Below are 25591 nucleotides of genomic sequence, written 5' to 3'. Positions count from 1 at the left end.
TATGGCCAAGAAACCGCGCCCCGCCACGCCGCGCGTCATCGTCACGCGCCGCCTGCCTCCCAATGTCGAGGCGCGCATGGCCGAACTGTTCGACACCGTCTTCAACATCGGCGACGTGCCGATGGACCGGGCCGCGCTGACCCGCGCCATGGCGCAGTGCGACGTGCTGGTGCCCTCCGTCACCGACCATCTCGACGCCGCGCTGATCGAGGCCGCGCCGGAGAGGTTGCAACTCATCGCCAGCTTCGGCAGCGGCGTCGACCATATCGACCTCCATGCCACGCGGCAGAAGGGGATCATCGTCACCAACACGCCCGGCGTGCTGACGGAGGATACCGCCGACATGACCATGGCGCTGATCCTGTCGGTGCCGCGCCGCCTGGCGGAGGGGGAGAAGCTGGTGCGGTCCGGCGCGTGGACGGGCTGGAGCCCGTCGGGCATGCTGGGCCACCGCATCGGCGGGAAGAGGCTGGGCATCATCGGCATGGGCCGCATCGGTCGCGCCGTGGCCCGCCGCGCCGCCGCCTTCGGCCTGTCCATCGCCTATCACAACCGCCACCGCCTGCCCTTCGAGGTGGAGCAGGAATTGCAGGCGCATTGGCATGGCGACCTCGATTCCCTGCTGGCGGGAAGCGATATCGTGTCGATCCACTGTCCGCTCAACGCCGACAGCCGCGGGATGATCGACGTCCGGCGGATAGCGCTGATGCGGTCCGACGCCTATCTTATCAACACCTCGCGGGCAGAGATCACGGACGAACCGGCGCTGATCGCGGCGCTGGCCGAAGGGCGGATCGCCGGGGCGGGGCTGGACGTCTATACCCATGAACCGGCGGTCGATCCCCGGCTGCTGGACCTTTCCAACGTCGTGCTGCTGCCGCATATGGGGTCCGCGACGATCGAGGGGCGCGACGCGACCGGGGCGCGGGTGATCGCCAATATCAGAAGCTGGGTGGACGGACACCGGCCGCCCAACCAGGTGCTGGAAGGCTGGGTCTGAGCAGGCCGGCCATAGCGGAACAACCTAGATTTCAGAGTCCTGCATGACCCTTTCCGATGTCGATCGCCGCAGCCTTTTCCGCAGCCTTTGCGGGTGGGGCGGCGCGCTGGCCCTCAGCCGGATTTTTCCCGCCTGGGCGCAGAGCGGAACGGCGGGCCTGTCCCTGGCTCCCGGAGCGCTGAGCGGCGAGACCATCGCGCTGACCGTGGCGGAGGGGCATTTTTCGACCGGCGGGCGTTCGGGCCACGCGGTGATGATCAACGGCACGCTGCCTGCGCCGCTCATCCGCTTGAGGGAAGGGCAGAATGTCCGGCTGTCCGTCACCAATCGCCTGCGGGAGGACACGTCGATCCACTGGCACGGCCTGATCGTGCCGTTCCAGATGGACGGGGTGCCGGGGATCAGCTTTCCCGGCATCCGCCCGGGCGAGACCTTCACCTATGAATTTCCGGTCCGCCAGTCGGGCACCTACTGGTATCACAGCCATTCTGGAATGCAGGAGGCGATGGGCCATTATGGACCGATCGTGATCGACCCCGCCGGGCCGGACCCCGTGCAGGCGGAGCGCGAGCATGTCGTCATTCTGTCGGACTGGAGTCCGGTTCACCCGCATGTCCTGCTGCGGCGGCTGAAGCAGATGGGCGGCTATTTCAACATGCAGAAGCAGACCTTGTCGGGCCTGCTTGCGGGCAAGGACCAGAACGCGAAGGAGCGCCTTCAATGGGGCGCCATGCGCATGGACCCGACCGACATATCCGACGTCACCGGCTCGACCTACAGCTTCCTGGCGAACGGCCATGGCACGGCGGAGAACTGGACAGGACTCTTCACGCCTGGCGAGCGGGTGCGGCTGCGCATCGTCAATGCGGCCGCCATGACCAATTTCAACCTGCGCCTGCCGGGACTGCCGATGACGGTGGTGCAGTGCGACGGCCAGCATGTCCAGCCGGTGGAGACCGACGAGATCCAGATCGGCATCGCGGAGACCTATGATGTGGTGGTGCGGCCCACCGAAGCGAAGCCCTATGCCCTGATCGCGGAGGCGATAGACCGCTCCGGACTGGTGCGGGCGACCCTGGCGCCCCGGATCGGCATGGCGGCGGACGTGCCCGCGCTGCGCGAAAGGCCGCTGCTGGGCATGAAGGACATGGGCATGGACATGTCCGGCATGGGGGATATGCCCGGACATTCCATGAAGATGCGCGACCCGTCCGTCGCGCCGCAGGTGAAGATGGGACCGGGCGTCGCCACCCTCTCCCCCATGCCGGTGGACCGGACCGCCGACCGGCCCACGGGGCTGGAGAGCGTCGAGCATCGGGTGCTGACCTATGCCGACCTGAAATCGCTTGAGCCGAACAGCGACAGGCGCGCGCCGACCCGCACGCTGGACATCCACCTGACCGCGAACATGGAGCGCTACATGTGGTCCTTCGACGGGGTGAAGCTGTCCGACGGGGCCGAACCCATCGCCTTCCGCCATATGGAGCGGGTGCGGGTGAACCTGATCAACGACACGATGATGCCGCACCCGATCCATCTGCACGGCCATTTCTTCGAGCTTGTGACCGGCGCCGGCGACCATAATCCGCTCAAGCATACGGTGAACGTGCTGCCCGGAGGGAAAGTGAGCTTCGACCTTACGGCAGACGCGCTGGGCGATTGGGCCTTTCACTGCCATATGCTGATGCACATGCATGCAGGGATGATGCGCGTCGTGACCGTTCGGCATGCGGCGGACGCGGCATGAAGGCGCTGGCGTTTGCAGCGCTGCTGTCGCTCGTTACCGCAGCCTTTCCGGCCGGAGCGCAGGAACATGCCGGTCATGGCCAGACAGATCACGGCCAGACGGATCACGGCCAGATGGATCATGGCCAGATGGATCATGGCCGGATGAACCATGACGGCATGGATCGGCCGCAGGACCATGGCGACCATCAGCCCGCTGCCGGAAACCCCCATGCCGGCCACGGCCTGCCCGCGCCCGATGCGGGCGTGCCGGCAGGCGTCGCGCCTCCCGCGCCGACCGATCATGCCGCCGAAGCCTTTTACGACCCCGCGGAAATGGCGCGCGCCCGCGCCGCCATGCTCAGGGAAAGCGGCGGCATGACCTTCTCCCGCCTCATGCTCGACCGGCTGGAATATCGCATGGGCAGGGGCGCCGACGCCTATCATTGGGAAGGGGAAGGCTGGGTCGGCGGCGACCTCAACCGCTTCGCCTTCAAGACGGAGGGGGAGGGCGATTTCGGCGGCCCGCTGGAAAGGGCGGAAGTGCAGGCGCTTTACAGCCGGGCGATCGATCCCTGGTTCAACCTGGAGGCCGGCGTCCGCCACGACATTCGCCCCGGCCCGCAACGGACCTATGCGGTGGTGGGCATCGACGGCCTTGCCCCCTATTGGTTCGAGGTCGGCGCGCAGGCCTTTCTCTCCGACAAGGGCGACGCGCATTTGCGGCTGGAGGGCAGCTATGACCAGCGCATCACCCAGCGCCTGATCCTGCAACCGGCGGCGGAAATCGACATCGCGGCGCAGGACGTGCCGGAACTCGGCATCGGTTCGGGCCTGTCGGACGTCGAACTGGGATTGCGGCTGCGCTATGAATTCGCGCGGGAGTTCGCGCCCTATGTCGGCGTGAATTGGGAGAGAAAACTGGGCGAAACCGCCCGCTTCGCCCGCGCCCAAGGGGCGCGGGCGTCCGCGACCAGCCTGGTGATGGGCGTGCGCTTCTGGTTCTGACCTCTCGACCGGGCACAGGAACCGCCGGTCCCCCCATCCGTTGGGAAATGCAGGTCTTTCAACGGAAGGAGTGTCGCATGATCCGTCTGGCCATCATTTCGCTCGTGATCGCCGCCGTGCTGGCCATATTGGGCTTCGGCGGCGCGGCGGGCACCTTCGTGGGCATCGCGAAGTTCCTGTTCGTGCTGGCGATCGCATTGTTCGTCATCTTCCTCGTGCTTGGCCTGATGGCTGGCAAGGGGATCAAGAACGCGATAGATCGCTGACTCATGATGATCGGTGCTGGAGTGGATGAGACCGGGCGGCTGGTCCGCGACCAGGCGGGCTTCCTGCTCCAGCGCGATCTGGGCGGCAGTTTCCGCCTGGTGCTGCTGCGCGTGCCCGTCGACCATGTGGAAAAGCGGGTGCGGGTGCAGGGCTATTATGCCGGGGACGGCATAGTGGAGGTGGAGGGAGTGGCCGCGGCCTGACGGCGCGCGGCCTTCCCGATCAGGGATAGGTCGATTCGCGGGGATCGCCCGACGCCATGACGTCATGCGTGCTGACGAAGCGCGCGCAGGCGCCCACGCCCCGATTATTCTCCAGCGGCAGGGCCGTTTCGCAATAGGCGCATTCCGCCATCAGCCGCCCGACCATCCACTGGCTGCGGCCGCAACTGGGGCAGTGATTGGCTTCCCCCGGATGATAATGGATGATGTAACCCCTTAAGGCCGGGTCGAAAGACCTGCCGGTCGCGAGCGAATCTGGGCGCATCGTCTCTTCCTCCTCAGACATATATCTCGGCATCGACGCAAAATTCGGAAATTTCCCCCCGAGCTTCACATCAGCATGGATGCAACGACGAACGTCAGAGCGAGCGACCCTTATCATCTCTGCAAAGCGCGCTCCTTGCACCAGAACGCGGCTGCAACCCAATGTATCCCGCCCCGGACGATGCCGTCTACAAGAAAGATTCGCGGGAACCGCGCCATTTCGCGGCTTCGCATTTGACTTGAGGCGCGCAGGCGCTATGGCGGCGCGCATCGGGACATATCCGCTTCGGCCGTGAGTTGGGGCGCATCCCGCCACCTTGCCGTCCGGTCTTTTCTCGCCGTCCGGCGAGCCCCTGGTGGAATAGCGTCATCCTGCCTGCTCCTGGCCGGGCATCTGCGAGGAGACGCACGACTCATGACCGCCATCGGACAGGACACACTCGGCACGCGCGACCTTTTGAAGGTCGGCGGCAAGGACATCGCCTATTATTCGTTGAAGAAGGCCGCCGCCAAGCTGGGCGACGTTTCGCGGCTTCCCTTCTCGATGAAGGTGCTGCTGGAAAACCTGCTCCGCTTCGAGGATGGCGTCACCGTGACCACCGACGACATCCAGGCGATCGTCGACTGGCAGAATGACAAGGGCAAAGCGGAACGCGAGATCCAGTATCGCCCCGCCCGCGTGCTGCTGCAGGACTTCACCGGCGTTCCCTGCGTGGTCGACCTCGCCGCCATGCGCGACGCGATGAATGCGCTGGGCGCCGACGCCAGCAAGATCAACCCGCAGGTTCCTGTCCATCTGGTCATCGACCACTCGGTCATGGTCGACGAATTCGGCACGCCCAAGGCGTTCGAACAGAATGTGGAAATCGAGTATCAGCGCAATATGGAGCGCTACGACTTCCTGAAATGGGGTTCGAAGTCGCTCAACAACTTCTATGCCGTCCCCCCGGGCACCGGCATCTGCCATCAGGTCAATCTGGAAAATATCGCGCAGGGCGTCTGGTCGAGCGAAGGTCCGGACGGCGTCACCGTCGCCTATCCCGACACCTGCGTCGGCACCGACAGCCACACCACCATGATCAACGGCCTGGGCGTGCTGGGCTGGGGCGTGGGCGGCATCGAGGCTGAGGCCGCGATGCTGGGCCAGCCGGTCTCCATGCTCATCCCCGAAGTCGTCGGCTTCCGCTTCACCGGCGAACTCAAGGAAGGCGTCACCGCCACCGACCTCGTCCTCACCTGCACCCAGATGCTGCGCGCCCGCGGCGTGGTTGGCCGCTTCGTCGAATATTTCGGCCCCGGCCTCGCCACCCTGTCGCTGGCCGACCGCGCGACGCTGGCCAACATGGCGCCGGAATATGGCGCGACCTGCGGCTTCTTCGGCATCGACGACAAGACGCTGGACTATATGCGCCTGACCGGCCGCACCGAGGAGAATATCGCGCTGGTCGAAGCCTATGCGAAGGAGCAGGGCTTCTGGATCGATCCGTCGGTCGAGCCGATCTTCACCGACACGCTGGAACTGGACCTTTCCACCGTCGTCCCCAGCCTTGCTGGCCCGAAGCGCCCGCAGGACCGCGTTTCGCTGCCCGAAGTGGACGACGTGTTCAACGCCGACATGGCGAATGTCTACAAGAAGGCGCAGCAGCGCGTTCCGGTCGAGGGCAAGGATTTCGACATCGGTGACGGCGACGTCACCATCGCCGCGATCACGAGCTGCACCAACACGTCGAACCCCGGCGTGCTGGTCGCCGCCGGCCTCGTCGCCAAGAAGGCGAACGAACTGGGCCTGAAGCCCAAGCCCTGGGTCAAGACCTCGCTGGCGCCGGGTTCGCAGGTCGTCACCGACTATCTGGAAAGGGCCGGCCTCCAGTCGCATCTCGACGCCGTGGGCTTCAACCTGGTCGGCTATGGCTGCACCACCTGCATCGGCAATAGCGGCCCGCTGGCCGAGCCGATCAGCAAGGCGATCAACGAAAACGGTCTGGTCGCCGCCGCCGTCATCTCCGGCAACCGCAACTTCGAAGGCCGCGTGTCGCCCGACGTGCGCGCCAACTTCCTGGCCAGCCCGCCGCTGGTCGTCGCCTATGCGCTGAAGGGCACGGTGGTCGAAGACTTCATCACCACGCCGATCGGCACCGGCAAGGACGGTCAGCAGGTGTTCCTGAAGGACATCTGGCCCAGCAACGACGAGGTTGCATCGACCATGGCGGGCTGCATGGACCGCCAGATGTTCCAGGCGCGCTACGCCAACGTCTACAAGGGTGACGCCCACTGGCAGGCGATCGACGTCACGGGTTCGGACACCTACAGCTGGCGCGCCGGTTCCACCTATGTCGCCAACCCGCCCTATTTCGAGGGGCTGACCATGACCCCGAAGCCGGTCACCGACATCGTCGAGGCCAAGCCGCTGGCGATCTTCGGCGACTCGATCACCACCGACCATATTTCCCCGGCCGGTTCGATCAAGGCGACCAGCCCTGCCGGCAAGTGGTTGCAGGAGCGCCAGGTGGCGCAGGCCGACTTCAACAGCTACGGCGCGCGCCGCGGCCATCACGAAGTCATGATGCGCGGCACCTTCGCCAATATCCGCATCAAGAACCTGATGCTGGACGGCGTCGAGGGCGGCATGACCCGCTATGAAGGCGAAGTCATGCCGATCTACGACGCGGCGATGAAGCACAAGGCGGACGGCACTCCGCTGGTCGTCATCGGCGGCAAGGAATATGGCACCGGATCGTCGCGCGACTGGGCGGCGAAGGGCACGAACCTGCTCGGCGTCCGCTCGGTCATCGTCGAAAGCTTCGAGCGCATCCACCGTTCGAACCTGGTCGGCATGGGCGTGCTGCCGCTCCAGTTCAAGGACGGCCAGAACAAGGACACGTTCGGCCTGACGGGCGACGAGACCTTCACCATCCAGAATGTCGCCGGCCTGAAGCCCCGCCAGGATGTCGAGGTGATCGTGAAGCGCGCCGACGGCTCGACCTTCACCTTCACCGCGCTCTGCCGCATCGATACCGTCAACGAACTGGATTACTTCCTGAACGGCGGCATCCTTCAATATGTGCTGCGCAAGCTGGCCGCCTGAACGGCCGACGCATGCTGACGGGAAAGGGGGCTCTCTCCATGAGGAGGGAGCCCTTTTTCTTCGGAGAAAAGCAGCGAAATCGCAAAGTCGCGGATGTTCCGGCCATTGCTGACATCCCCCCGTCACACCGGGCTTGACCCGGGGTCCCGCTTTCTTTCTGAATACGCGCCTCGTCCAAGGCAGCGGGACCCCGGGTCTAGCCCGGGGTGACGAAAGGAGGAGTGGCGGCAAACCACCCAAATCCCCAATCAAGCCCCGCCCCAACCAGGCCCTATCATCATTTTGCCCTCGGAGGATGGATTGCCGATCCTTGTCGAAATCGCCGGCTGGCTGGGCGCGCTCTTGATATTGGGCGCCTATCTGCTCGTGTCGAGCGGGCATGTCTCCGGCAAGTCGGCCCTGTTTCAATGGATGAACGCCCTCGGCTCGGCGCTGTTCATCCTCAACACATGGTGGCATGGCGCCATTCCGTCGATGGTGCTCAACATCATCTGGCTCGGCATAGGCACCGCCGCATTGATGCGCATCGCCCGCCAATAGCCCCCATTTCATTAGCCCAAGAAAGGCTGGGGTGGCTGGTCGCGCTCCCTTTGGCTACCAGGATGGTAGAGATGAAGAAAGCGCTGATTGTCCGACATGTGCCGCGGGAGGGTGCGGCAGGCTATCTCCAGCCGATCGAGGCCGCCGGCTACGCGATCGAGCGGATCGACGTCGCCAGCCCCGACTTCGCCGATGTCGACCTCTGCACCCCCGACCTGCTGATCATGATGGGTGGCCCGATGGGCGTCTATGAACAGGACATTCATCCCTGGATTCCGCTCCAGATCGAAAAGCTCGCCGCGCGGCTGGAACAGGATCTGCCGACCCTGGGCGTCTGCCTTGGCAGCCAGATGATCGCCGCGGCGCTCGGCGCGCCGGTCTATCCCGGCGGGCGGATGGAGCTGGGCTTCGCGCCGGTCATGCTGAATGGGGCGGGGGCCGGATCGCCGTTGCGCCATCTGGACGGCATTCCCGTTCTCCATTGGCACAGCGACACCTTCGACCTGCCTTCGGGGGTCCAACTGCTTGCCTCGACCGAAAGCTATGCCCATCAGGCCTTTCGCCGCGGCTCCAACCTGCTGGCGCTGCAATTCCACGCGGAAATGGGCGAAGACCCTCGTTTCGAGGATTGGCTCACGCATTTCTGGGCCGACCTCGACATAGCGAAGCAATGCGGCATTGCCCTGCGGCAGGACCATGCCGATCATGGCCCCGCAGCCGTGGCCGCAGGACGCGCGATGATCGGCGAATGGTTGAGCGGAATCGAGAATTAGAGCGATTTCCAGGCGATCGGAACCGATCGCTGGTTAAGAAATCACGGAAAACGAAGACTCTAAAGCGGTCGATCTGATTCCGTCAGATCAGCCGCTTTAGAACTCGACTTCCAGTTCCTCGACCTCGTCCTCTTCCCGGCGAGCGGCGTCGATCCACTCGCGCATCAGATCCCAGTCGTTGCTCCAGTTGCAATAGGCGGCCGAAGGCGCCGACAGCGCCACCGCATAACTCAGGAAACGTTGCGCCACAGGGGCGAACATGGCGTCGGCCACGGTCGGCTTTTCCCCGAACAGCCATGGCCCGCCATAGGCGCTCAGGCATTCGGTCCAGATTTCCTCGATGCGCTCTATATCCTGCCTGGCCCCGGAAAAGACGGGGAACTTCTCATGCCGGACCTTCAGGTTCATGGGCAGGGCGGAGCGCAGGTTGATGAAGCCGGAGTGGATTTCGCCCGAAACCGAACGGCAATGCGCCCGCGCGATCCGCTCCTCGGGATAAAGGCCGGCATGCGGATAAAGTTCATGCAGATATTCAGCAATGGCGAGCGTGTCCCACACGCTCGCCCCCTCATGGGTCAGGCGAGGCACCAGCACGGAAGGCGACAACAGCAGCAATTCCGCCCGGTTTTCAGGATCATCGAGAGCAATCGTCTTTTCCACGACTTTCAGGCCCGCCATGCGGCACAACAGCCATCCGCGCAGGGACCAGGACGAATAAGTCTTGCTGGAAATGGTCAGTTCGGCTTCGGCCATGGCGTTCCTCCCGCTTCATCCCTATGTTTCATCATTCATGATGCGGTGCAATATGGAAAACCTGTATAACGCCCGCGCATGGGGCCGAATCGGTGTCAAAAGAGCTTAGGACGCGTTTGAGCAAGATGATGATGCTTTACAGTGGCTATCAGGCCTGGAACGACATGATGGCCCCTGCGCGCTTCGGTGCTCAGATCGCTCTTTCCTTCAAGGACAGGATGGGTCCGGCGGCGGATTGGGCCATGCCCCGCCGCATGTTCGCCCTGATGGACGTGTTCCAGGGCGCGAAGCTGACGCATCGCCGGCCGGCCTATGGCATAACGGAGGTGCGCAGCGGCAATGCGGTGGTCGCCGTGCGGGAAGAGGTGGCGCTGGACCTGCCCTTCGGCAACCTGCTGCATTTCGTGAAGGACGATGTGGAGGCGCCTCAGCCGCGGGTTCTGGTGGTCGCCCCCATGTCCGGCCATTTCGCGACATTGTTGCGCAACACCGTCCAGACGCTGCTGCGCGACCATGACGTGTACATTACCGACTGGAAGAATGCCCGCGACGTGCCGCTGAGCGCCGGGCGCTTCGGTTTCGACGATTATGTCGACTACGTCATGACCTTCATGCAGGAAATCGGGCCGGGATCGCATCTGGTTTCGGTGTGCCAGCCCTGCGTGCCCGCCATGGTGGCGGTCGCCATCATGTCGGAGGACAAGGATCCGGCGACGCCGCGCTCCATGACGCTGATGGGCGGGCCGATCGACACCCGCGCCGCGCCCACGGTCGTCAACGAACTGGCCAATGACCAGTCGATCGAATGGTTCGAGGAAAATCTGATCAGCCTGGTGCCGATGCGTTATGCCGGGCGCGGCCGGCGGGTCTATCCCGGCTTCCTCCAGCTTTCCGCCTTCATGTCGATGAACATGGGCCGGCACGGCGCCGCGCATCGCGAGCTGTACCAGTTGCTGGCCGACGGGAAGCAGGTGGAGGCGAACAAGATCAAGACCTTCTACGAGGAGTATTTCGCCGTGCTCGACATGACGGCGGAATTCTACCTGGAGACGGTGGACAGGGTGTTCCAGCGGACGCTGCTGGCCAAGGGCGAACTCACCTATCGCGGGCGGAAGGTCAATCCGGGCGCGATCCGCAAGACCGCGCTGCTGACGGTCGAAGGGGAAAAGGACGATGTCTGCGCCGTGGGCCAGACCGCGGCCGCCCACGCGCTCTGCACGGGCCTTCGTCCCCATTTGAAGCGCCATCACCTTCAGCCGGGCGTCGGCCATTATGGCGTCTTTTCCGGCAGCAAATGGGAAAAGCAGGTCTATCCGCAGGTGCGGAACATGATCCTGGCGATGAACTAGGCTGTATCGGCATTCAGCGCTGACGGCTTGCAAATGGTTGAAGCGAGTCACGTGCCTCGCTTCAATCCCGCGCTTCCGGTGCTCACGTATCTTTAGTACGCTGTGCTCCGGGTCGCGAAAAACCACCATTTTCGGCTCGCCATCATCTGAATGTCGATACACCCTAGGGAACGCGGATCAGCCGGCACGGGTGGATTTCCGCCATTCCTTCCTTCGTCACTCCGGGCTTGATCCGGGGTTTCGCTGCCCCGATCCGTCCCGCCTTCCATTCACTCCGGCCGCGTCCATATCCAGGTTCCGCCGATCAGCGCGGCGGCTACCGGGATCAGGCACCAGGGAAAGGGCGACAGGAACAACGCCAGCACCCCGCTGAACGCAAAGGCCGCCAGCGCCGCCTTCTTCCCCCGCCGGCTGATCGCGCCTCTTTCCCGCCAGCGCCGGATATGCGGCCCGAATTGGCGATGCTCCAGCAACCGCGCCTCCAGCGCCGGGCTGGACCGCGCGAAGCAGAAGGCGGCCAGGATCATGAACGGCACGGTCGGCAACAGCGGCAGGAAGGCGCCGATCGCCCCCAGCCCCAATGACAGGAAGCCGCAGGCAAGATAGAAATGCCGCCGCATCAGGCCGCGGGCAGCCGCAACCGGACCAGCGCGCCGCCCAGATCCTCGCTTTCCTCCAGCGTCACCGATCCGCCATAGATTTCCGCGACGTCCCGCACGATGGCCAGGCCAAGCCCGGTCCCCGGCTTCCCGGAATCCAGCCTGACGCCCCGGTCGAAAATCCGCATCCGGTCCGCCTCCGGAATGCCCATGCCGTCATCCTCGACCATGATCTCGACCATCGATTCCTTGCGCCCCACGGTCGCGAATACGCTGCCCCCGCCATATTTGGCGGCGTTCTCGACCAGATTGCCCAGCATCTCGTCCAGGTCCTGCCGTTCCACCCGCACGGCCGCTTCCTTGTCGCCGTCCATGTCGATGCGCACTTCGGGATAGAGCCGCTGGACGGCGCGCTCCACCGCCTCCAGGCTGGCCCAGACCTCCGCCCGGCTGTGCGCCGCGCCGCGCCGCCCGACGGCCCGCGCCCGCGCCAGATGATGGTCGACCTGCCGCCGCATCGTCGTCGCCTCGCGGATCACCGTGTCGCCCAGGTCCGGCGACTGGGCGGTCGCGGCGTTCATGATCACGGTCAGCGGCGTCTTGAGCGCATGGGCCAGATTGCCCGCATGGGTCCGCGCCTCCTCCGCCTGCCGCTCATTATGGGCCAGCAGGGCGTTCAATTCCTCCACCATGGGCAGCACTTCGGCGGGCATCGGCTCGGTCACGCGGTTCTTCTCGCCCCCGCGCATGCGCACGATCTCCTGCCGCACCTTGCGCAGCGGGCGCAGGCCGTAAATGGTCTGCAAGGTGGCCAGCACGATCAGCCCCAGCGCCAACAGGGCAAAGCTCTCGAACAGGGTCGATCGCAGCGTCCTGATCTGCGCGTCCAGCCCTTCGCGCGCCTGCGCCACCATGAACATCCATCGCGTGCGCGATCCGGGCAGGATGATGCTGCGTTCCATCACGCGCAGGTCTTCGCCGGGGAACTGGTCGCTGTCATAGATGTGCGGGGCGTCGTCCTGATGCTCCGGATTGACCTTCAGCGCCCGGTCCCACAGCGAACGCGACCGCCAATCCTCATGCCCCTTGCCGCTGATCTGGTAATAGATGCCGCTATTGGGCTCCAGGAACCGCTGGTCGGCGGGTTCGCGGTTGAACAGCACCTCGCCGTCCGGGCCGATCTCCGCCGATGCGATCATGGCGGTCAGCACATAGTTCATCCCGTCGTCGAAATTGCGCGTGATCGCGTCGGACAGCACCCGGTCCAGCGCCAGCCCGCCGCCCAGCAGCAGCAGGCTGATCCACAGCGCCGCGATGCCGATCATCCGGCGGCTGAGCGATCCGGTGGAACGGACCTGCGAAGGGGAGGGGAGATCGGTCAAAAGACGATCAAGCCTGTATCTCCGTTCGCCCTGAGCTTGTCGAAGGGCCGCGCTTTCTTTGAGAAGAACAAGGCTTCGACAAGCTCAGCCCGAACGGAGGTTGGCGTTACCGCCCCGGTTCATCCAGGCTGTAGCCCAGGCCCCGGATCGTCGTGATGACGTCCGCGCCCAGCTTCTTGCGGATGCGGGTGACGAACACTTCGATGGTGTTGGAATCGCGGTCGAAATCCTGATCGTAAATATGTTCGATCAGTTCGGTTCGGCTCACCACCTTGCCCTTGTGATGCAGCAGGTAGGACAGCAGCTTATATTCCTGCGCGGTCAGCTTCACCGGCTCGCCCTTCAGCGTCACCTTGCCCGACCGCGTGTCCAGCCGCACGTCGCCCGCCGTCAGTTCGCTCGACGCATTGCCCGAAGCGCGGCGGATCAGGGCGCGCAGCCGGGCGATCAGTTCCTCGCTCTGGAACGGCTTGGCCAGATAATCGTCCGCGCCCGCGTCCAGCCCGGCCACCTTGTCCGACCAGCTATCCCGCGCCGTCAGCACCAGCACGGGAAAGCCCCGGCCTTCCTTGCGCCAGCGGTCCAGCACGGTCAGCCCGTCGATGGTCGGCAGGCCCAGGTCCAGCACCACCGCGTCATAGCTTTCGGTCGCGCCCAGGAAATGCCCGTCCTCGCCATCATCGGCCAGGTCCACGGCATAGCCCGCGCCCTCCAGCGTGTTGCGGAGCTGTTGCCCAAGGCTCGGTTCATCTTCGACGATCAGCAGACGCATATGGCCCCGTTTCCGTTATTATGCTGTCAGCGCGACTAACGCGCCCAGCCGATTATATCGCCCGTGCGACCGTCCGCATCAACCCATAGCACCTTGCCGTCCTTCACATATTTCAGGCGATAACGGTTGGTGGAGGGATTGAATTCGCTGCCCAGATAGGTCGCCCCGCCCATGGCGGCGTCGACCCGGCGCTTGATGACGGAAAAGGGCATGACCTGCCCGTCCAGCATGGCGCGGCGCGCGGCATCCTGCTCGTCGCGCTGGCTGCCCGCATAAGCGGAAGGATTCGCGGCGAAAAGCGCCGCCATGGCTCCCAAGCCTGCTATCAGTCTGAACCGCATCATTTTCATGACCTTGGCATAGCCGCGAACCATTGAACAGGTGGTGAATGGGGAGGGGGGGAAGTCATCAACCCCCCCTCCCGCAGGCGGGAGGGGGTTAGGGGGTGGGTGCGAGCGCAGCGAGCTTCCGCCTTCTCGGCCAGGGAAGAACGCCGCTGACGCGGCGACCCACCCCCGGCCCCTCCCGTTTACGGGAGGGGAGAAGATGACAGCAACTGGTCAAAACCCACCCCGCCGTCTTATTTCTCCAGCGCGTACTGCACCGTCAGCGTCACCGAAGACCCGACCTGCCCCGGTTCCACCGGCGTCGCTGGCGCCGCGTCCGCCTTGAACCGCGCCGTCACCATCATCGGCATGGGCGGCTGGCCGCCGCTGTTGCTCTCCGCCAGCGAAACCAGCCGCGCCGAGCGATAACCCGCCGCCTGCGCATAGAAATCCGCCTGCGCCTTCGCGGTCTTCAACGCCGCCGCCCGCGCCTGCGCCAGCATCGGCGTCGGATCGCTGATCGAGAAGCTCGGCCCATTCACATTGGTCGCCCCGGCCTCCACCATCGTATCCAGCAGCGTCCCAACCTTCTTGATGTCGCGCAGCTTCACCGAAAGCTGGTTCGACGCTTCATACCCAATGAAGCGCGGTCCGCTCGGCTGCCCGTCGCGATTGCTGTAATCATATTGCGCGCTCAGATTGATGCCGCTGGTCTGGATGTCCTTCTTGGGGATTCCCGCTTTCACCAGCGCGGCGATCAGCCTGTCCATCTGCACCGCATTGTCGCGCATCGCCTGCGCGGCGGTCTGGGCGCGGGTCTGGACCCCGGTGCCGACCGTCGCCATATCCGGCGCCGCCTCCACCGTTTCCGTAACGTTCAGCGTCACGACCGGCGCGGTTTCGGCGATGGTGACGCTGGTCTGAGCGACCGCCGCGACGGGCAGGGCGGCGCCAAGGGCGGCCAGGACGAACATGGATTTCACAGGGCTTTCTCCTCAGGAAGCAATGCAGCCTCATTGTAACGGCTGCGATGAACGGACGCTGACATGCGTTGAAAGCCGTCAGACAGCTTCGGGTTCCCCCTCTTGCCCTCGACCCCCGGAAAGCCTAGCTGCACCGCCATGGCGGCTCCCATCCTTTCCTTCGAAAATCTCGGCCTGTCGCAGGGCACCCACTGGCTTTTCCGCAATCTCGACATTTTCGTCGGGGAGCGGGATCGGCTGGCGCTGATCGGGCGCAACGGCGCGGGCAAGACCACGCTGCTGAAGCTCATCGCCGCGCAGATCGAGCCGGACGAGGGCACCCGTTCGGTCCGCCCCGGCGCCCGCGTCATCATGCTGGAGCAGGATCCCGACGTCAGCGGCTTCGCCACGCTGCGCGACTTCGCGCTGGCGGGCCAATTCGCGCCGCCCGCCCATGAGGTGGACGCCATCGCCAGCCAGCTCGGCACCGACCTCAACCGCGAAGCCGCCACCGCGTCGGGGGGCGAACGCCGCCGCGCCGCCATCGCCCGCGCGCTGGCCAGCGAGCCTGACCTGCTGTTGCTGGACGAGCCGACCAACCATCTCGACATCGACGCCATCGACTGGCTGGAGGGCTGGCTCGGCCGCTATAATGGCGCTTTCGTCGTCATCAGCCACGACCGCGCCTTCCTGACCCGGCTGACGCGCCAGACGCTGTGGCTCGACCGGGGCGGCATCCGCCGCAACGAAATCGGCTTCGGCGGTTTCGAGGAGTGGATGGAGGCCGTCTATGCGGAGGAAGCCCGCGCCGCCGAGAAACTGGACGCCAAGCTCAAGATCGAAGCTCATTGGCTGGAGCGCGGCGTCACCGCCCGGCGCAAGCGCAATCAGGGCCGCCTCGCCAAGCTCTGGGAAATGCGCGCCCAGCGCGCCGCCATGGTCGGGCCGCAGGGCGTCGCGAAGATCGCCGTCGCCAGCGACGACAACAAGACGAAGAGCGCCATCACCGCCGAACATGTGACCAAATCCTTCCCCCCTCCGTTCGCTTCGAGCGAAGTCGAGAAGCGGCAGTCCGATGGCGTCTCGGCTTCGCTCGACACGAACGGGGCTGGACTGCCGGGGCGCACGGTCATCAAGGATTTCTCCCTGCGCATCCAGCGCGGCGACCGCATCGGCATCGTCGGCGGCAACGGCGCGGGCAAGACCACGCTGCTGAAACTGCTGACCGGCGAACTCAAGCCCGATAGCGGCGAGGTCAGGCAGGCCAAGTCGCTCGACATGATCTTCATCGACCAGCAGCGCAGCCTGATGCAGCCCGACAAACGGGTCAGGGACGTGCTGGCCGAAGGCGGCGACTGGATCGACGTGCGCGGCGTGCGCAAGCATGTCCACGGCTATCTGAAGGAATTTCTCTTCGATCCTTCGCTGGCAGAGGCGAAGGTGGGCACGCTGTCGGGCGGTGAACGCTCGCGGCTCCTGTTCGCCCGCGAATTCGCCCGCGAATCGAACCTGCTGGTCCTCGACGAGCCGACCAACGACCTCGACCTGGAAACGCTCGACCTGCTCCAGGAAGTGATCGCCGACTATGAAGGCACCGTCCTGATCGTCAGCCACGACCGCGATTTCCTGGACCGCACCGTCACCGTCACGCTGGGTCTCGACGGTTCCGGCACCGTCGACGTGATCGTAGGCGGCTATGCCGACTGGGTCGCCAAGCGCCAGCCGAGGAACGCGCCAAGGCAGGAGAAGAAGGCGGCCGCGCCTCCGCCGCAGAAAAGCGCCGCGACCAAGCTCAGCTACAAGGACCAGCGCGATTTCGACCTGATCCCCCAGCGGATAGAGGAGATGGAGGCCGCCATCGCCCGCGACGAGGAAGCTCTGGCCGATCCCAGTCTCTACAGCCGCGATCCGGCGAGGTTCGACGCCCTCACCAAGGCCATCGAAAAGGCCCGCGCCGAAAAGGACGCGGCGGAGGAACGCTGGCTGGAACTGGCGGAAAAGGCCGAGGGGCTGGGCGGCTAGAAGGCCTTGCGCCAATCCCCTCATCTGTTAGCCAGAGCAGCCAGCCAGGGGAAATATGCATGGAACAATCCGCGACGATGCAGGATAACGACATGATCGACGGCCATCACGCTGTCCATTATGTCAACCGCGTCGGCTGGCTGCGCGCCGCCGTGCTGGGCGCCAATGACGGCATCGTTTCCACCGCCAGCCTGCTGACCGGCATCGCCGCCTCCGGCGCGGCGCGGGAGACGATCCTGCTGTCCGGCATAGCCGCTCTGGTCGCGGGCGCCATGTCGATGGCGGCGGGCGAATATGTCTCCGTCAGCGCTCAGTCCGACACCGAACGCGCCGACCTGGCCAAGGAGAAGAAGGCGCTGGCCCAGCAACCCCATGTGGAATGGGAGGAGTTGCGCGACATCTATGTCGACCGCGGGCTGACGGCGGACCTTGCGGGCCAGGTGGCGACGCAGTTGATGAATGCCGACGCGCTGGCCGCCCATGCGCGGGACGAACTGGGCATTTCCGAAGTCAGCACCGCCCGCCCGATCCAGGCGGCGCTGACCTCCGCCGCGACCTTCTCCGCCGGCGCCGTCGCCCCCGTGCTGGCCGCCGTCGCCAGTCCGTCGAACGCCATCGCCGCTGTCGCCGTCACCTCGTTGCTGTGCCTGGCGATGCTTGGCTATGTCGGCGCCCGGCTCGGCGGGGGCGGGGCGGCGCGGGCAGTGGCTCGCGTCGTCTTCTGGGGCGTTTTCGCGATGCTTGCGACCTCCGGGGTAGGCAAGCTCTTTGGCGCCGCCATATGATTGGGGGGAACCGTCCATCCCAAGGAGAGCTTGCCATGATCCAGCAGATTCCGCTCAAGACCATCAAGGGCGCCGACGCCAGCCTGGCCGACTATGCGGGCAAGGTGGTGCTGGTGGTCAACGTCGCCTCCCAATGCGGCCTGACCCCGCAATATGAGGGGCTGGAAAAGCTCTATCGCGACTATAGGGACAAGGGGCTGGTCGTCGCCGGCTTCCCCGCCAATGATTTCGGCGCGCAGGAGCCGGGCAGCAATGAGGAGATCGCGACCTTCTGCACCACCCATTTCGGCGTCGACTTCCCGATGTTCGAGAAGATCGTCGTTGCTGGGCCTGAAAAGCATCCGCTCTACGCCGCGCTGATCGGCGCGCAGCCAAATGCGCGGGGGGAGGGCACCCAGTTCCGCGAAAAGCTGGTCGGCTATGGCATCACGCCCAATCCGGAGCCCGAAGTGCTCTGGAATTTCGAAAAGTTCCTGATCGCGAAGGACGGCAGCGTCGCCGCCCGCTTTGCACCCTCGACCGCGCCCGACGATGCCGGCCTGGTGGCGGCGATAGAGGCGGAACTGGCGAAATAGCGCCCGGCGCCGCGCCATGAACCAGACGCTGCTGCCGCAGATCGGCCCGGTGCTCGAGACGCTCGGCATCGTGGGAACATTCGTTTTCGCCGCGTCCGGGGCGCTGGCGGCAGCGCGCCTGCGCCAGACGCTCGTCACCTTCGCCTTCTTCGCGCTGGTGACGGGGGTGGGGGGCGGGACTGTCCGCGACCTGTTGATCGGCGCGCCTGTTTTCTGGGTTCGCGACGCGGTGCCCGCCATTGCCTGCATGATGGCGGCGCTGCTTGTCTGGTTCACCCCGCGCCGCTTGTGGAGCGACAGCGCTCTCGACTGGCTGGACGCGGTGGGGCTCGCCGCCTTTGCCGTCTATGGCGCGGCCAAGGCGATGAGCTATGGCGTGCCTCCGCTGGTCGCGGCGATGATGGGCGTCGTCACCGGCTGCGTGGGAGGCATCATGCGCGACCTGCTGGCGGGCGAGCCGTCTATATTGCTGCGGCCGGAACTGTACGTGACGGCGGCGGCGCTGGCTTCGGGCCTGTTCGTCTTCCTGCGCTGGATGGGGCTGGACGTTCCCGTCGCGGGCCTTATCGCCGCGCTGGTCGGTTTCGTGCTGCGGGCCGTCGCGATCCGCAAGGGACTCTCGCTGCCGCATTATCGGCCGGAAGACTGAGCCAAAAAATCGGTGGATGGTCTCCGCCGTCAACCCTGCGCCTTTTTCCGCCGGGTTTCCCAGCCCTTCCTGGCGGCGGCGGAACGATCCGCGGCTGGCCGACGGGCCGATGCCGCGCCGCCCTTCTTCCCGCCCTTGCGCGAGGAGGCATGGCTGTCCGGCTTGCCCCGGCCGGAACCGGACTTGTTGCCGCCGCCCGATTCCTTGTTGACGGTCGCCCAGGCGCGCCGTTCCGCTTCCCCGCGGGATACGCCGCGATCCTCATAACCCTGCTCGATATGCTCCGCCTTGCGCTTCTGTTTGTCGGTGTAGCTGCTCTTGTCGCCCTGGGGCATGACCGTCTCCTTCTGCTTGCATGTGGCTTCAACGATCGATGCGACGGGCCGTTCACATCGCTGCACAAGCGTCACGAATTAGGGGGAAACGAGTCACGAGCATCGTTTCGAGTTCCTCGAATTCCACTATTTTCGTCTCCCCTTGAACTGAATCCCCACACGCCCAAGGGGAACAGGGCGGTCCGGCCTGCGTTCACCAGCGCATGGAGCAGCGCACTCTTCTCGAACGTCTGGCGCGTCATCTGGCGTCGGGCCATCCCGATCCGCATCCGGACCGCTGGCAGGAACAGGTGGAGGCCGCCGCCGGGCTGCTCGCCATCATCAAGGATCCCGACGATGTCATGCGGCAGGCGGGCGACGATCGCGTCTGGCGGGCGATGATCGATGCGGCGCTGCGCCAGCGCTGGTCCATCGCCTCCGCGCCCTCCGTGGAACCGCCCGGCGGCACCGATGAGGAAGGCGACATCCCGCTGACGCCCGATACCGTCAGCGGCAACCGGGCCGAATGGATCCATCTGCACGAAACACAGGAGAAGCCGAAATGAAGGGGTTATTGAAACTCGCATTCGTCACCGGGCTGGGCGCCGTCGTCTGGCGGGGATGGAAGGAACGGCAGGCGGGGCGCGACCCGGGCGCCCATCGCGGGACGGGCTTCTCGTCCGGCCCCGTGCGCGACGCGGGGCCGGACGAACAGCATATCGACGCGCGCGACTGGGACATGGTGGACGAGCAGATCGATGAAAGTTTCCCCGCCAGCGACCCGCCCGGCAATTATCGCGGCCTGCATTGAGGCGCCGGGCCGCCTTATCGATCAGATCGCTTCCCAATCCATTGCGCCGCTTATGCCCCGCCTCTATTGAGGCGGCTGCCGGCCCCATGCCGGGCCAACAGGGGAATAACATCAATGCCTTCGGGTCTGATCGCGCTGCTCGACGACGTAGCGGGGATTGCCAAGCTCACAGCCAGTTCGCTGGACGATGTCGCCGCCGCCGCTGGCAAGGCGGGGTCCAAGGCGGCAGGCGTCGTGATCGACGACACTGCCGTCACGCCGCGCTATGTCATGGGCCTGACGCCGGACCGCGAACTGCCCATCATCTGGAAGATCGCCAAGGGTTCGCTGCGCAACAAGCTGCTGTTCCTGCTTCCCGCCGCGCTGGTGCTGAGCGCCGTCGCGCCCTGGCTGTTGCCTCCCCTGCTGATGCTGGGCGGGGCGTTCCTCTGTTTCGAAGCGGCGGAAAAGCTGCTCGAAGCGATGCAGGGCGGCCATGATCTGGCCGAAGAGGCGCTGGAAACGCACAGTTCCACGGAATTGGAGGACCAGAAGGTCTCCGGCGCGATCCGCACCGACTTCATCCTGTCGGGCGAGATCATGGCGATCGCGCTCGGCACCGTGGCGGCGGAACCGATCTGGGAGCAGGCGATCATCCTGGTCGTCGTCGCCTTCCTGATCACCGCGGGCGTCTATGGCGTCGTCGGCTTCATCGTGAAGATGGACGATATCGGCCTGCATCTGGCGGAACGGCGCTCGGCCGGCGCGCGCATGCTGGGCCGGGCGATGGTGAAGGCCATGCCGGTGCTGATGGGGATATTGAGCGTTGTCGGCACGGCGGCGATGCTCTGGGTCGGCGGCGGGCTGATCGTCCACGGGCTGCATGAATTCCACTGGGATCTGATCCCCGGCGCCATCCATCATGTGGCGGCGGGCGCCGCCCATGGCCTGCCCGCCATCGCTCCGGCGGTGGAATGGGTCGTGAACGCGGTGGGCGCGGGCATTGTCGGCCTGATCGTCGGCGGCATCGTCGTGGCGGCGCTGCACCTTTTCAAAAAGCATTGATGCGTTCACCCTGGCGCCTGGAGGCCGGGGCGCTGACGGCGCTCGCGCTGCCGATGATCGCGGGCAATATCGCCTGGGCCGGCATCGCGGCGACGGACCTGCTGCTGCTCGGCCGGCTGGGCGCGGGCGCGGTGGCGTCGGGCGCGCTGGCCATCAACCTGTTCAACGCGCTGCTGATCTTCGGCATGGGCCTGGTCACCGCCGCCGCGCCGCTGATCGCCACGGAGCGGGGGCGGCGGCTGCATTCGGTGCGCGACGTCCGGCGGACCGTGCACCAGACGCTGCGCGCGGCGACGCTGTTCGTGCTGCCCGCCTGGGCGCTGCTGTGGGAAAGCGAATCCATCCTGCTGCTGATGGGGCAGGAGGCCGACCTGGCGGCGCAGGCGGGCGAACTGATGCGCGGGCTGCAATGGGCGCTGCTGCCCTTTCTGGGCTTCACCACGCTGCGCAACTTCATCGCCGCGCTGGAACGGCCGGTCTGGGGGCTGGTCATCATGGTCTGCGCCATCCCGTTCAACCTGCTGGCGGGATGGGCCCTGATCTTCGGGCATTTCGGTTTCCCCGCGCTGGGGATTTTCGGCGCGGGCATCGCCAGCAGCCTGTCCTCATCCTTCCTGTTCCTGGGTCTGCTGTCGGTCATCCTGATCGACCGGCGGTTCCGCCGCTATCGCCTGCTGGGGCGATTCTGGACCCGCGACCGGGAACGGCACCGCACCGTCTGGGCGCTGGGCCTGCCCATCGCCATCACCCTGGGGCTGGAGACGACGGTGTTCAACGCCTCCGCCTTCCTGATGGGATTGATCGACCGCGATTCGCTGGCGGCGCATGCCGTCGCGATCCAGATCGCCGCGCTCGTCTTCATGGTCCCGATGGGCATCGGCCAGGCGGCGACCGTGCGCGTGGGCCTCGCCTATGGAAAGGGCGACCTGGCGGCGGTCGGGCGAGCCGGCTGGCTGGCGCTGGCGATCGGCACCGGATTCGCGCTGATGGCGGCGGCGATGCTCATCGCCTTTCCGCGCATGCTGATCTCCGCCTTCCTGGACCTTTCCGATCCCGCCAATGGACGGACGGCGACGCTGGCGGTCGGTTTCCTGGGGGTCGCCGCGCTGTTCCAGTTGGTGGACGCCGCGCAGGCGGTTGGCGCGGGCGTGCTGAGGGGCATTCAGGATACGCGCGTGCCCATGATCTTCGCCCTGATCGGCTATTGGGTGATCGGCATCGGAGTCGGCGTCATCCTGGCCTTTCCCCTGGGATTGCAGGGCCTGGGCATCTGGCTGGGCCTTGCAAGCGGGCTGGGCGCGGTCGCGCTGCTGCTGGTGGCGCGCTGGACCCTGCGCGAGAAGCTACATCTTCTGCCGCACAAGGGAAAGGCTTGATTCACTCGTCTGGCGAATGCGCCGGATTGCGTCGGCAGGTGATGGTGCGACGCACAAAGCAATTGAACCGGCGCGTCAAATCGGTAATGGAAAACGCATTATGACCGCTCCTACCATGTTCTTCGAGGCGATTGCGCTTCAGAAATGTCTGATGGCGACCTATAACAAGATGGTCGTGAAGCTCGCCCCGCACATCCTGTACACGCGCCATGACGAAATGTTCATCGACGCGGTGACGATAGAGCGCGACGGCCGCCCGCCGCGGGAGCTGAAGCTGGGCACGTTCAAGCTGGCGGGACTGAACGACGTCAGCCTGATCGAGGAGAAGTTCGAGGCGATGCACGGCCTCTACGATCAGGCCGACAGCAAGTATAAGGGCGTGACCCTGTTCGCCGTGGAGCCGGAGAGCGCAGCGGCCTGAGGTCTCGCGGCAGGTTCGGCGTTGAAAAAGGGCGGTCCTGCGGGGCCGCCCTTTTCCGTTGGGGATTGTCCGGTTCAAGTTCCGACACCATGTGCTCCTGCCTGCGCAGGAGCACATGATGTCTGGAGGCGCGCGGCCCCCTTACCGCCGATGCTTGCCCCTTTTCGATCCGATGTGCCGGACATTGGCGGGCCGCCCGCGCCGGGCGCTGCCGGGGCGCACCCGGTCCTTCTTGAAGCTCGGCCGCTGGGGCGGGGCGTCGGGCAGTTCGAAGCGCAGCGAGCCGTTGATCGGGTCCGCCTCCGCCAGCCGCAATGCCAGCCGCTGCCCGACCGTGTAGCGATCCCCGCTCTCCACGCCCTCCAGCGCCCGGCCGACCTCGTCATAGAAGAAGCGTTCGTCGCCCAGCGTCGACACCGGCACCAGCCCATCGCCGCCCAGCCCCTCCACCGTGGCGAAGAAGCCGAAGCTCTGCACGCCGGTGATCCGCGCCTCCACCAGATCGCCGACATGCGCCGCCAGGAAGGCCGCGACATAGCGGTCGATGGTCTCCCGCTCCGCCTCCATGGCGCGGCGTTCATGCTGGCTGATCATCTCGCCCACGCGGCCCATATTCTCCATATCCTCGCCGCTCAGCGAGGATCGGTCGGGAATGTCCCCCTTGGGCGCGGGCAGTTCCAGCCCATAGGCGCCCACCAGCGCCCGGTGCACCAGCAGGTCCGCATAGCGCCGGATGGGCGAGGTGAAATGGGCATAGGAACCCAAGGCCAGCCCGAAATGGCCCAGATTGGACGGCGCATAATAGGCCTGGGTCTGGCTGCGCAGGATCTGCTCCATGATCTGGGGCTTTTCCTCCGCTTCCCCGACCCGTTCGATCAGCCGGTTGAAGGTCGCAGGCCTCACCACCTGCCCCAGGGCGAATTCGATGCCGAAGGTCGCCAGATAGTCCTTCAACGCGACCAGCTTGTCCCGGCTCGGCGGTTCATGGACGCGGTACATGACCGGCGCCTTCTTGGCCTCCAGCGCCTTGGCCGCCGCGACATTGGCGGCGATCATATAATCCTCGATCAGCATATGCGCGTCGAGCCGCTCGCGCACCGCGACGCTGACGATCTTGCCATAGTCGTCCAGCACCACCCGCCGTTCCGGCAGGTCCAGCGCCAGCGGCTCCCGCTTGTCCCGCGCCTTGCGCAGCAACGCCCAGCAGGCCCAGAGCGGCTTCAGCGCCGTCTCCAGCAACTCCCCCGCCCGCAGGCGGGAGGGGGTCGGGGGGCGAGCCGGCGCGTCATCAGCCGCAATATCCAACGTCCCATCGATGGCCGCCTGCGCATCCTCATAGGCCAGCACCGCCGCCACCCGGATCACCGCGCGGGAGAAGCGCCAGTTCTTCACCTTGCCCGAAGCGTCAAGGACAAGGTGACAGGCCATCGCCGCCCGATCCTCGCCCGCCCGCAAGGAACACATGTCGGACGAAAGCTGGTGCGGCAGCATCGGCACCACGAGATCGGGAAAATAGACGCTGTTCCCGCGCTTCCTCGCTTCCCGGTCCAGCGCGCTGCCCGGCCGCACATAATAGCTGACGTCCGCAATCGCGACGATCGCCTTGTAACCGCCTGAATTGGCCGGATCGTCGTCCGGCGCGGCCCAGACCGCATCGTCATGGTCCCGCGCATCGACCGGATCGATGGCGACGATGGGCAAATGCCGCAAATCCTCCCGCTTGTCCTCATGCAGGGCCAGGCTGGAAGCGGCCACCGCCTCTTCCTCGACCCGCTCGGAAAAGACATGGGGAATGCCATGCTTGTGGATGGCGATCAGGCTGAAGCTGCGTGGCGCGAAGGGATCGCCCAATATGTCCGTGACCCGTGCCGTGATCCGGGGCGGGCGCCCCACCGGCTCGGCCAGCACCAGGTCGCCCTTCTTCGCCGCGCCGGCGTCCGAAATCGGCGTGTCCCGGCGGATGCGCTTGTCGACCGGGCGCAGCCACAGCTTGCCGCCGTCGCCTTCCTCGACCACGCCCAGCAATTCCTCGCTGGCCTTGGCGAGTTTCTTCATCGGATGCGCGACCCAGCCGCGCCCGGCTTCCTCCGTCCGCGCCAGGATGCGGTCGCCTATGGTCAGCGCGCCGCGCTTTCCCCGCTCCACGATGCGCAGCCGGGGTGCGGGCTGTCCCTCCGCCTCCCAGCGTTCGGGCGTGGCGATCAGGGTGGTGTCGTCGACATCGACGATCCGCAGCACCGTGACCTTGGGCACGCCGCCCATCTTGTGGAAGGCCCGCGCCGGGCCGATGTCGATCAGCCCTTCGTCCGCCATGTCCTTGAGCAGCGCCTTGAGCGCGATCTTCTCCTGCCCCTTGAGGCCGAAGGCCTTTGCGATCTCCCGCTTTCCGGCCGGCTGGTCGGACGTGGCGATGAAATCCATCACCTGCTCGCGCGTCGGAAAGCCCGCGGGCCGAACCTTGGTCCGTGCGGAGTCGGTTTTCTTCTTCTTTTCGGTGGATGCCATGGACCAGCTATAGGGAGAGGGGCACCGACATGCCAGTGCCGCATGGGATAGGCATCATGCGAA

The 25591-nt window shown here is 65.7% G+C and carries 27 protein-coding genes; 18 read left to right on the top strand and 9 right to left on the bottom strand.

The window, feature by feature from the left end; translation table 11 throughout:
* Position 1 precedes the first annotated feature (1 nt).
* The 5 genes from Sj15T_RS08085 (at position 2) to Sj15T_RS08065 (ending at position 4203) form a co-directional block, all read left to right on the top strand.
* Complete coding sequence (locus Sj15T_RS08085; protein WP_013040564.1) at positions 2-1000, top strand: D-glycerate dehydrogenase; 999 nt, start codon at positions 2-4, stop codon at positions 998-1000.
* 43 nt (positions 1001-1043) lie between these two features.
* Positions 1044-2747, top strand: a complete 1704-nt coding sequence (locus tag Sj15T_RS08080) for a copper resistance system multicopper oxidase (RefSeq protein WP_013040563.1) — start codon at positions 1044-1046, stop codon at positions 2745-2747.
* On the top strand, positions 2744-3733 hold the full coding sequence (locus Sj15T_RS08075) for a copper resistance protein B (RefSeq protein ID WP_013040562.1): 990 nt from the start codon (positions 2744-2746) through the stop codon (positions 3731-3733). Before Sj15T_RS08080 ends, Sj15T_RS08075 begins: the two co-directional genes overlap by 4 nt.
* 77 nt (positions 3734-3810) lie before the next feature.
* Positions 3811-3999: a DUF1328 domain-containing protein gene (locus Sj15T_RS08070; RefSeq protein WP_007688211.1), complete on the top strand. Its 189-nt coding sequence runs from the start codon at positions 3811-3813 to the stop codon at positions 3997-3999.
* A 3-nt stretch (positions 4000-4002) separates the two neighbouring features.
* The gene (locus Sj15T_RS08065; RefSeq protein WP_007688209.1) at positions 4003-4203 is read left to right on the top strand and encodes a DUF5818 domain-containing protein; all 201 of its coding nucleotides are present in this window, start codon (positions 4003-4005) and stop codon (positions 4201-4203) included.
* Between the two features lie 19 nt (positions 4204-4222).
* On the opposite strand, the gene Sj15T_RS08060 is transcribed toward Sj15T_RS08065, so the two are convergent.
* The gene (locus Sj15T_RS08060; protein ID WP_007688207.1) at positions 4223-4486 is read right to left on the bottom strand and encodes a hypothetical protein; all 264 of its coding nucleotides are present in this window, start codon (positions 4484-4486) and stop codon (positions 4223-4225) included.
* Between the two features lie 414 nt (positions 4487-4900).
* On the opposite strand from Sj15T_RS08060, the gene acnA reads away from it, so the two are divergent.
* The 3 genes from acnA (at position 4901) to Sj15T_RS08045 (ending at position 8883) form a co-directional block, all read left to right on the top strand.
* The gene (acnA, locus tag Sj15T_RS08055; RefSeq protein WP_013040561.1) at positions 4901-7570 is read left to right on the top strand and encodes an aconitate hydratase AcnA; all 2670 of its coding nucleotides are present in this window, start codon (positions 4901-4903) and stop codon (positions 7568-7570) included.
* 300 nt (positions 7571-7870) lie between these two features.
* Entirely contained in the window at positions 7871-8110 is a 240-nt protein-coding gene (locus Sj15T_RS08050) for a hypothetical protein (RefSeq protein WP_007688204.1), read from the top strand.
* 71 nt (positions 8111-8181) lie between these two features.
* Entirely contained in the window at positions 8182-8883 is a 702-nt protein-coding gene (locus Sj15T_RS08045) for a glutamine amidotransferase (RefSeq protein WP_013040560.1), read from the top strand.
* A gap of 96 nt (positions 8884-8979) precedes the next feature.
* Here the strand turns inward: Sj15T_RS08045 and Sj15T_RS08040 are convergent, their stop codons facing one another.
* Positions 8980-9636 carry a glutathione S-transferase gene (locus Sj15T_RS08040; protein WP_013040559.1) on the bottom strand — a complete coding sequence of 219 codons (657 nt, stop codon included), beginning with the start codon at positions 9634-9636 and terminating at the stop codon, positions 8980-8982.
* Positions 9637-9761: 125 nt separating this feature from the next.
* Between Sj15T_RS08040 and phaZ the strand changes: the two genes are divergently transcribed.
* Positions 9762-10985: a polyhydroxyalkanoate depolymerase gene (phaZ, locus tag Sj15T_RS08035; RefSeq protein ID WP_013040558.1), complete on the top strand. Its 1224-nt coding sequence runs from the start codon at positions 9762-9764 to the stop codon at positions 10983-10985.
* Between the two features lie 269 nt (positions 10986-11254).
* On the opposite strand, the gene Sj15T_RS08030 is transcribed toward phaZ, so the two are convergent.
* From Sj15T_RS08030 to Sj15T_RS08010, 5 genes are all read right to left on the bottom strand, one after another.
* On the bottom strand, positions 11255-11605 hold the full coding sequence (locus Sj15T_RS08030; protein WP_013040557.1) for a YbaN family protein: 351 nt from the start codon (positions 11603-11605) through the stop codon (positions 11255-11257).
* Entirely contained in the window at positions 11605-12909 is a 1305-nt protein-coding gene (locus Sj15T_RS08025; protein WP_013040556.1) for a HAMP domain-containing sensor histidine kinase, read from the bottom strand. Before Sj15T_RS08025 ends, Sj15T_RS08030 begins: the two co-directional genes overlap by 1 nt.
* A 163-nt stretch (positions 12910-13072) precedes the next feature.
* Positions 13073-13738, bottom strand: coding sequence for a response regulator transcription factor (locus Sj15T_RS08020; protein ID WP_007688191.1), 666 nt, complete (start codon positions 13736-13738; stop codon positions 13073-13075).
* Positions 13739-13773: 35 nt separating this feature from the next.
* Positions 13774-14112, bottom strand: coding sequence for a hypothetical protein (locus Sj15T_RS08015; RefSeq protein WP_025772693.1), 339 nt, complete (start codon positions 14110-14112; stop codon positions 13774-13776).
* 206 nt (positions 14113-14318) lie between these two features.
* Positions 14319-15047, bottom strand: coding sequence for an SIMPL domain-containing protein (locus Sj15T_RS08010; RefSeq protein WP_013040554.1), 729 nt, complete (start codon positions 15045-15047; stop codon positions 14319-14321).
* Between the two features lie 138 nt (positions 15048-15185).
* Between Sj15T_RS08010 and Sj15T_RS08005 the strand changes: the two genes are divergently transcribed.
* From Sj15T_RS08005 to Sj15T_RS07990, 4 genes are read left to right on the top strand one after another with little or no spacing between them, the layout of a single operon-like run.
* Entirely contained in the window at positions 15186-17048 is a 1863-nt protein-coding gene (locus Sj15T_RS08005) for an ATP-binding cassette domain-containing protein (RefSeq protein WP_013040553.1), read from the top strand.
* Between the two features lie 59 nt (positions 17049-17107).
* Positions 17108-17833 carry a VIT family protein gene (locus Sj15T_RS08000; RefSeq protein WP_013040552.1) on the top strand — a complete coding sequence of 242 codons (726 nt, stop codon included), beginning with the start codon at positions 17108-17110 and terminating at the stop codon, positions 17831-17833.
* 35 nt (positions 17834-17868) lie between these two features.
* On the top strand, positions 17869-18408 hold the full coding sequence (locus Sj15T_RS07995) for a glutathione peroxidase (protein WP_013040551.1): 540 nt from the start codon (positions 17869-17871) through the stop codon (positions 18406-18408).
* Positions 18409-18424: 16 nt separating this feature from the next.
* Positions 18425-19057, top strand: a complete 633-nt coding sequence (locus Sj15T_RS07990; RefSeq protein WP_007685263.1) for a trimeric intracellular cation channel family protein — start codon at positions 18425-18427, stop codon at positions 19055-19057.
* A 29-nt stretch (positions 19058-19086) separates the two neighbouring features.
* On the opposite strand, the gene Sj15T_RS07985 is transcribed toward Sj15T_RS07990, so the two are convergent.
* Positions 19087-19392 (bottom strand): hypothetical protein, encoded by a 306-nt coding sequence (locus Sj15T_RS07985; protein WP_013040550.1) that lies wholly within the window; start codon positions 19390-19392, stop codon positions 19087-19089.
* Positions 19393-19595: 203 nt separating this feature from the next.
* On the opposite strand from Sj15T_RS07985, the gene Sj15T_RS07980 reads away from it, so the two are divergent.
* The 5 genes from Sj15T_RS07980 (at position 19596) to Sj15T_RS07960 (ending at position 23023) form a co-directional block, all read left to right on the top strand.
* Entirely contained in the window at positions 19596-19937 is a 342-nt protein-coding gene (locus tag Sj15T_RS07980) for a hypothetical protein (RefSeq protein WP_013040549.1), read from the top strand.
* Entirely contained in the window at positions 19934-20182 is a 249-nt protein-coding gene (locus Sj15T_RS07975; protein ID WP_013040548.1) for a hypothetical protein, read from the top strand. The genes Sj15T_RS07980 and Sj15T_RS07975 overlap by 4 nt, the downstream gene beginning before the upstream one ends.
* A 114-nt stretch (positions 20183-20296) precedes the next feature.
* A complete protein-coding gene (locus Sj15T_RS07970; protein ID WP_013040547.1) occupies positions 20297-21226 on the top strand; it encodes a DUF808 domain-containing protein in 930 nt (309 codons plus the stop codon).
* Positions 21226-22602, top strand: a complete 1377-nt coding sequence (locus Sj15T_RS07965) for an MATE family efflux transporter (protein WP_007685253.1) — start codon at positions 21226-21228, stop codon at positions 22600-22602. The genes Sj15T_RS07970 and Sj15T_RS07965 overlap by 1 nt, the downstream gene beginning before the upstream one ends.
* Before the next feature lie 100 nt (positions 22603-22702).
* Positions 22703-23023, top strand: a complete 321-nt coding sequence (locus Sj15T_RS07960; RefSeq protein ID WP_007685251.1) for a hypothetical protein — start codon at positions 22703-22705, stop codon at positions 23021-23023.
* Between the two features lie 141 nt (positions 23024-23164).
* Here the strand turns inward: Sj15T_RS07960 and rnr are convergent, their stop codons facing one another.
* On the bottom strand, positions 23165-25528 hold the full coding sequence (gene rnr, locus Sj15T_RS07955) for a ribonuclease R (RefSeq protein WP_013040546.1): 2364 nt from the start codon (positions 25526-25528) through the stop codon (positions 23165-23167).
* Between the last annotated feature and the right edge of the window lie 63 nt (positions 25529-25591).

This window comes from Sphingobium sp. TA15 (assembly GCF_037101235.1).
In the GTDB taxonomy this organism is placed as follows: domain Bacteria; phylum Pseudomonadota; class Alphaproteobacteria; order Sphingomonadales; family Sphingomonadaceae; genus Sphingobium; species Sphingobium indicum.
The sequence above is the reverse complement of the archived record's forward strand: the minus strand, read 5'-3'. Positions and strand labels throughout refer to the sequence as shown.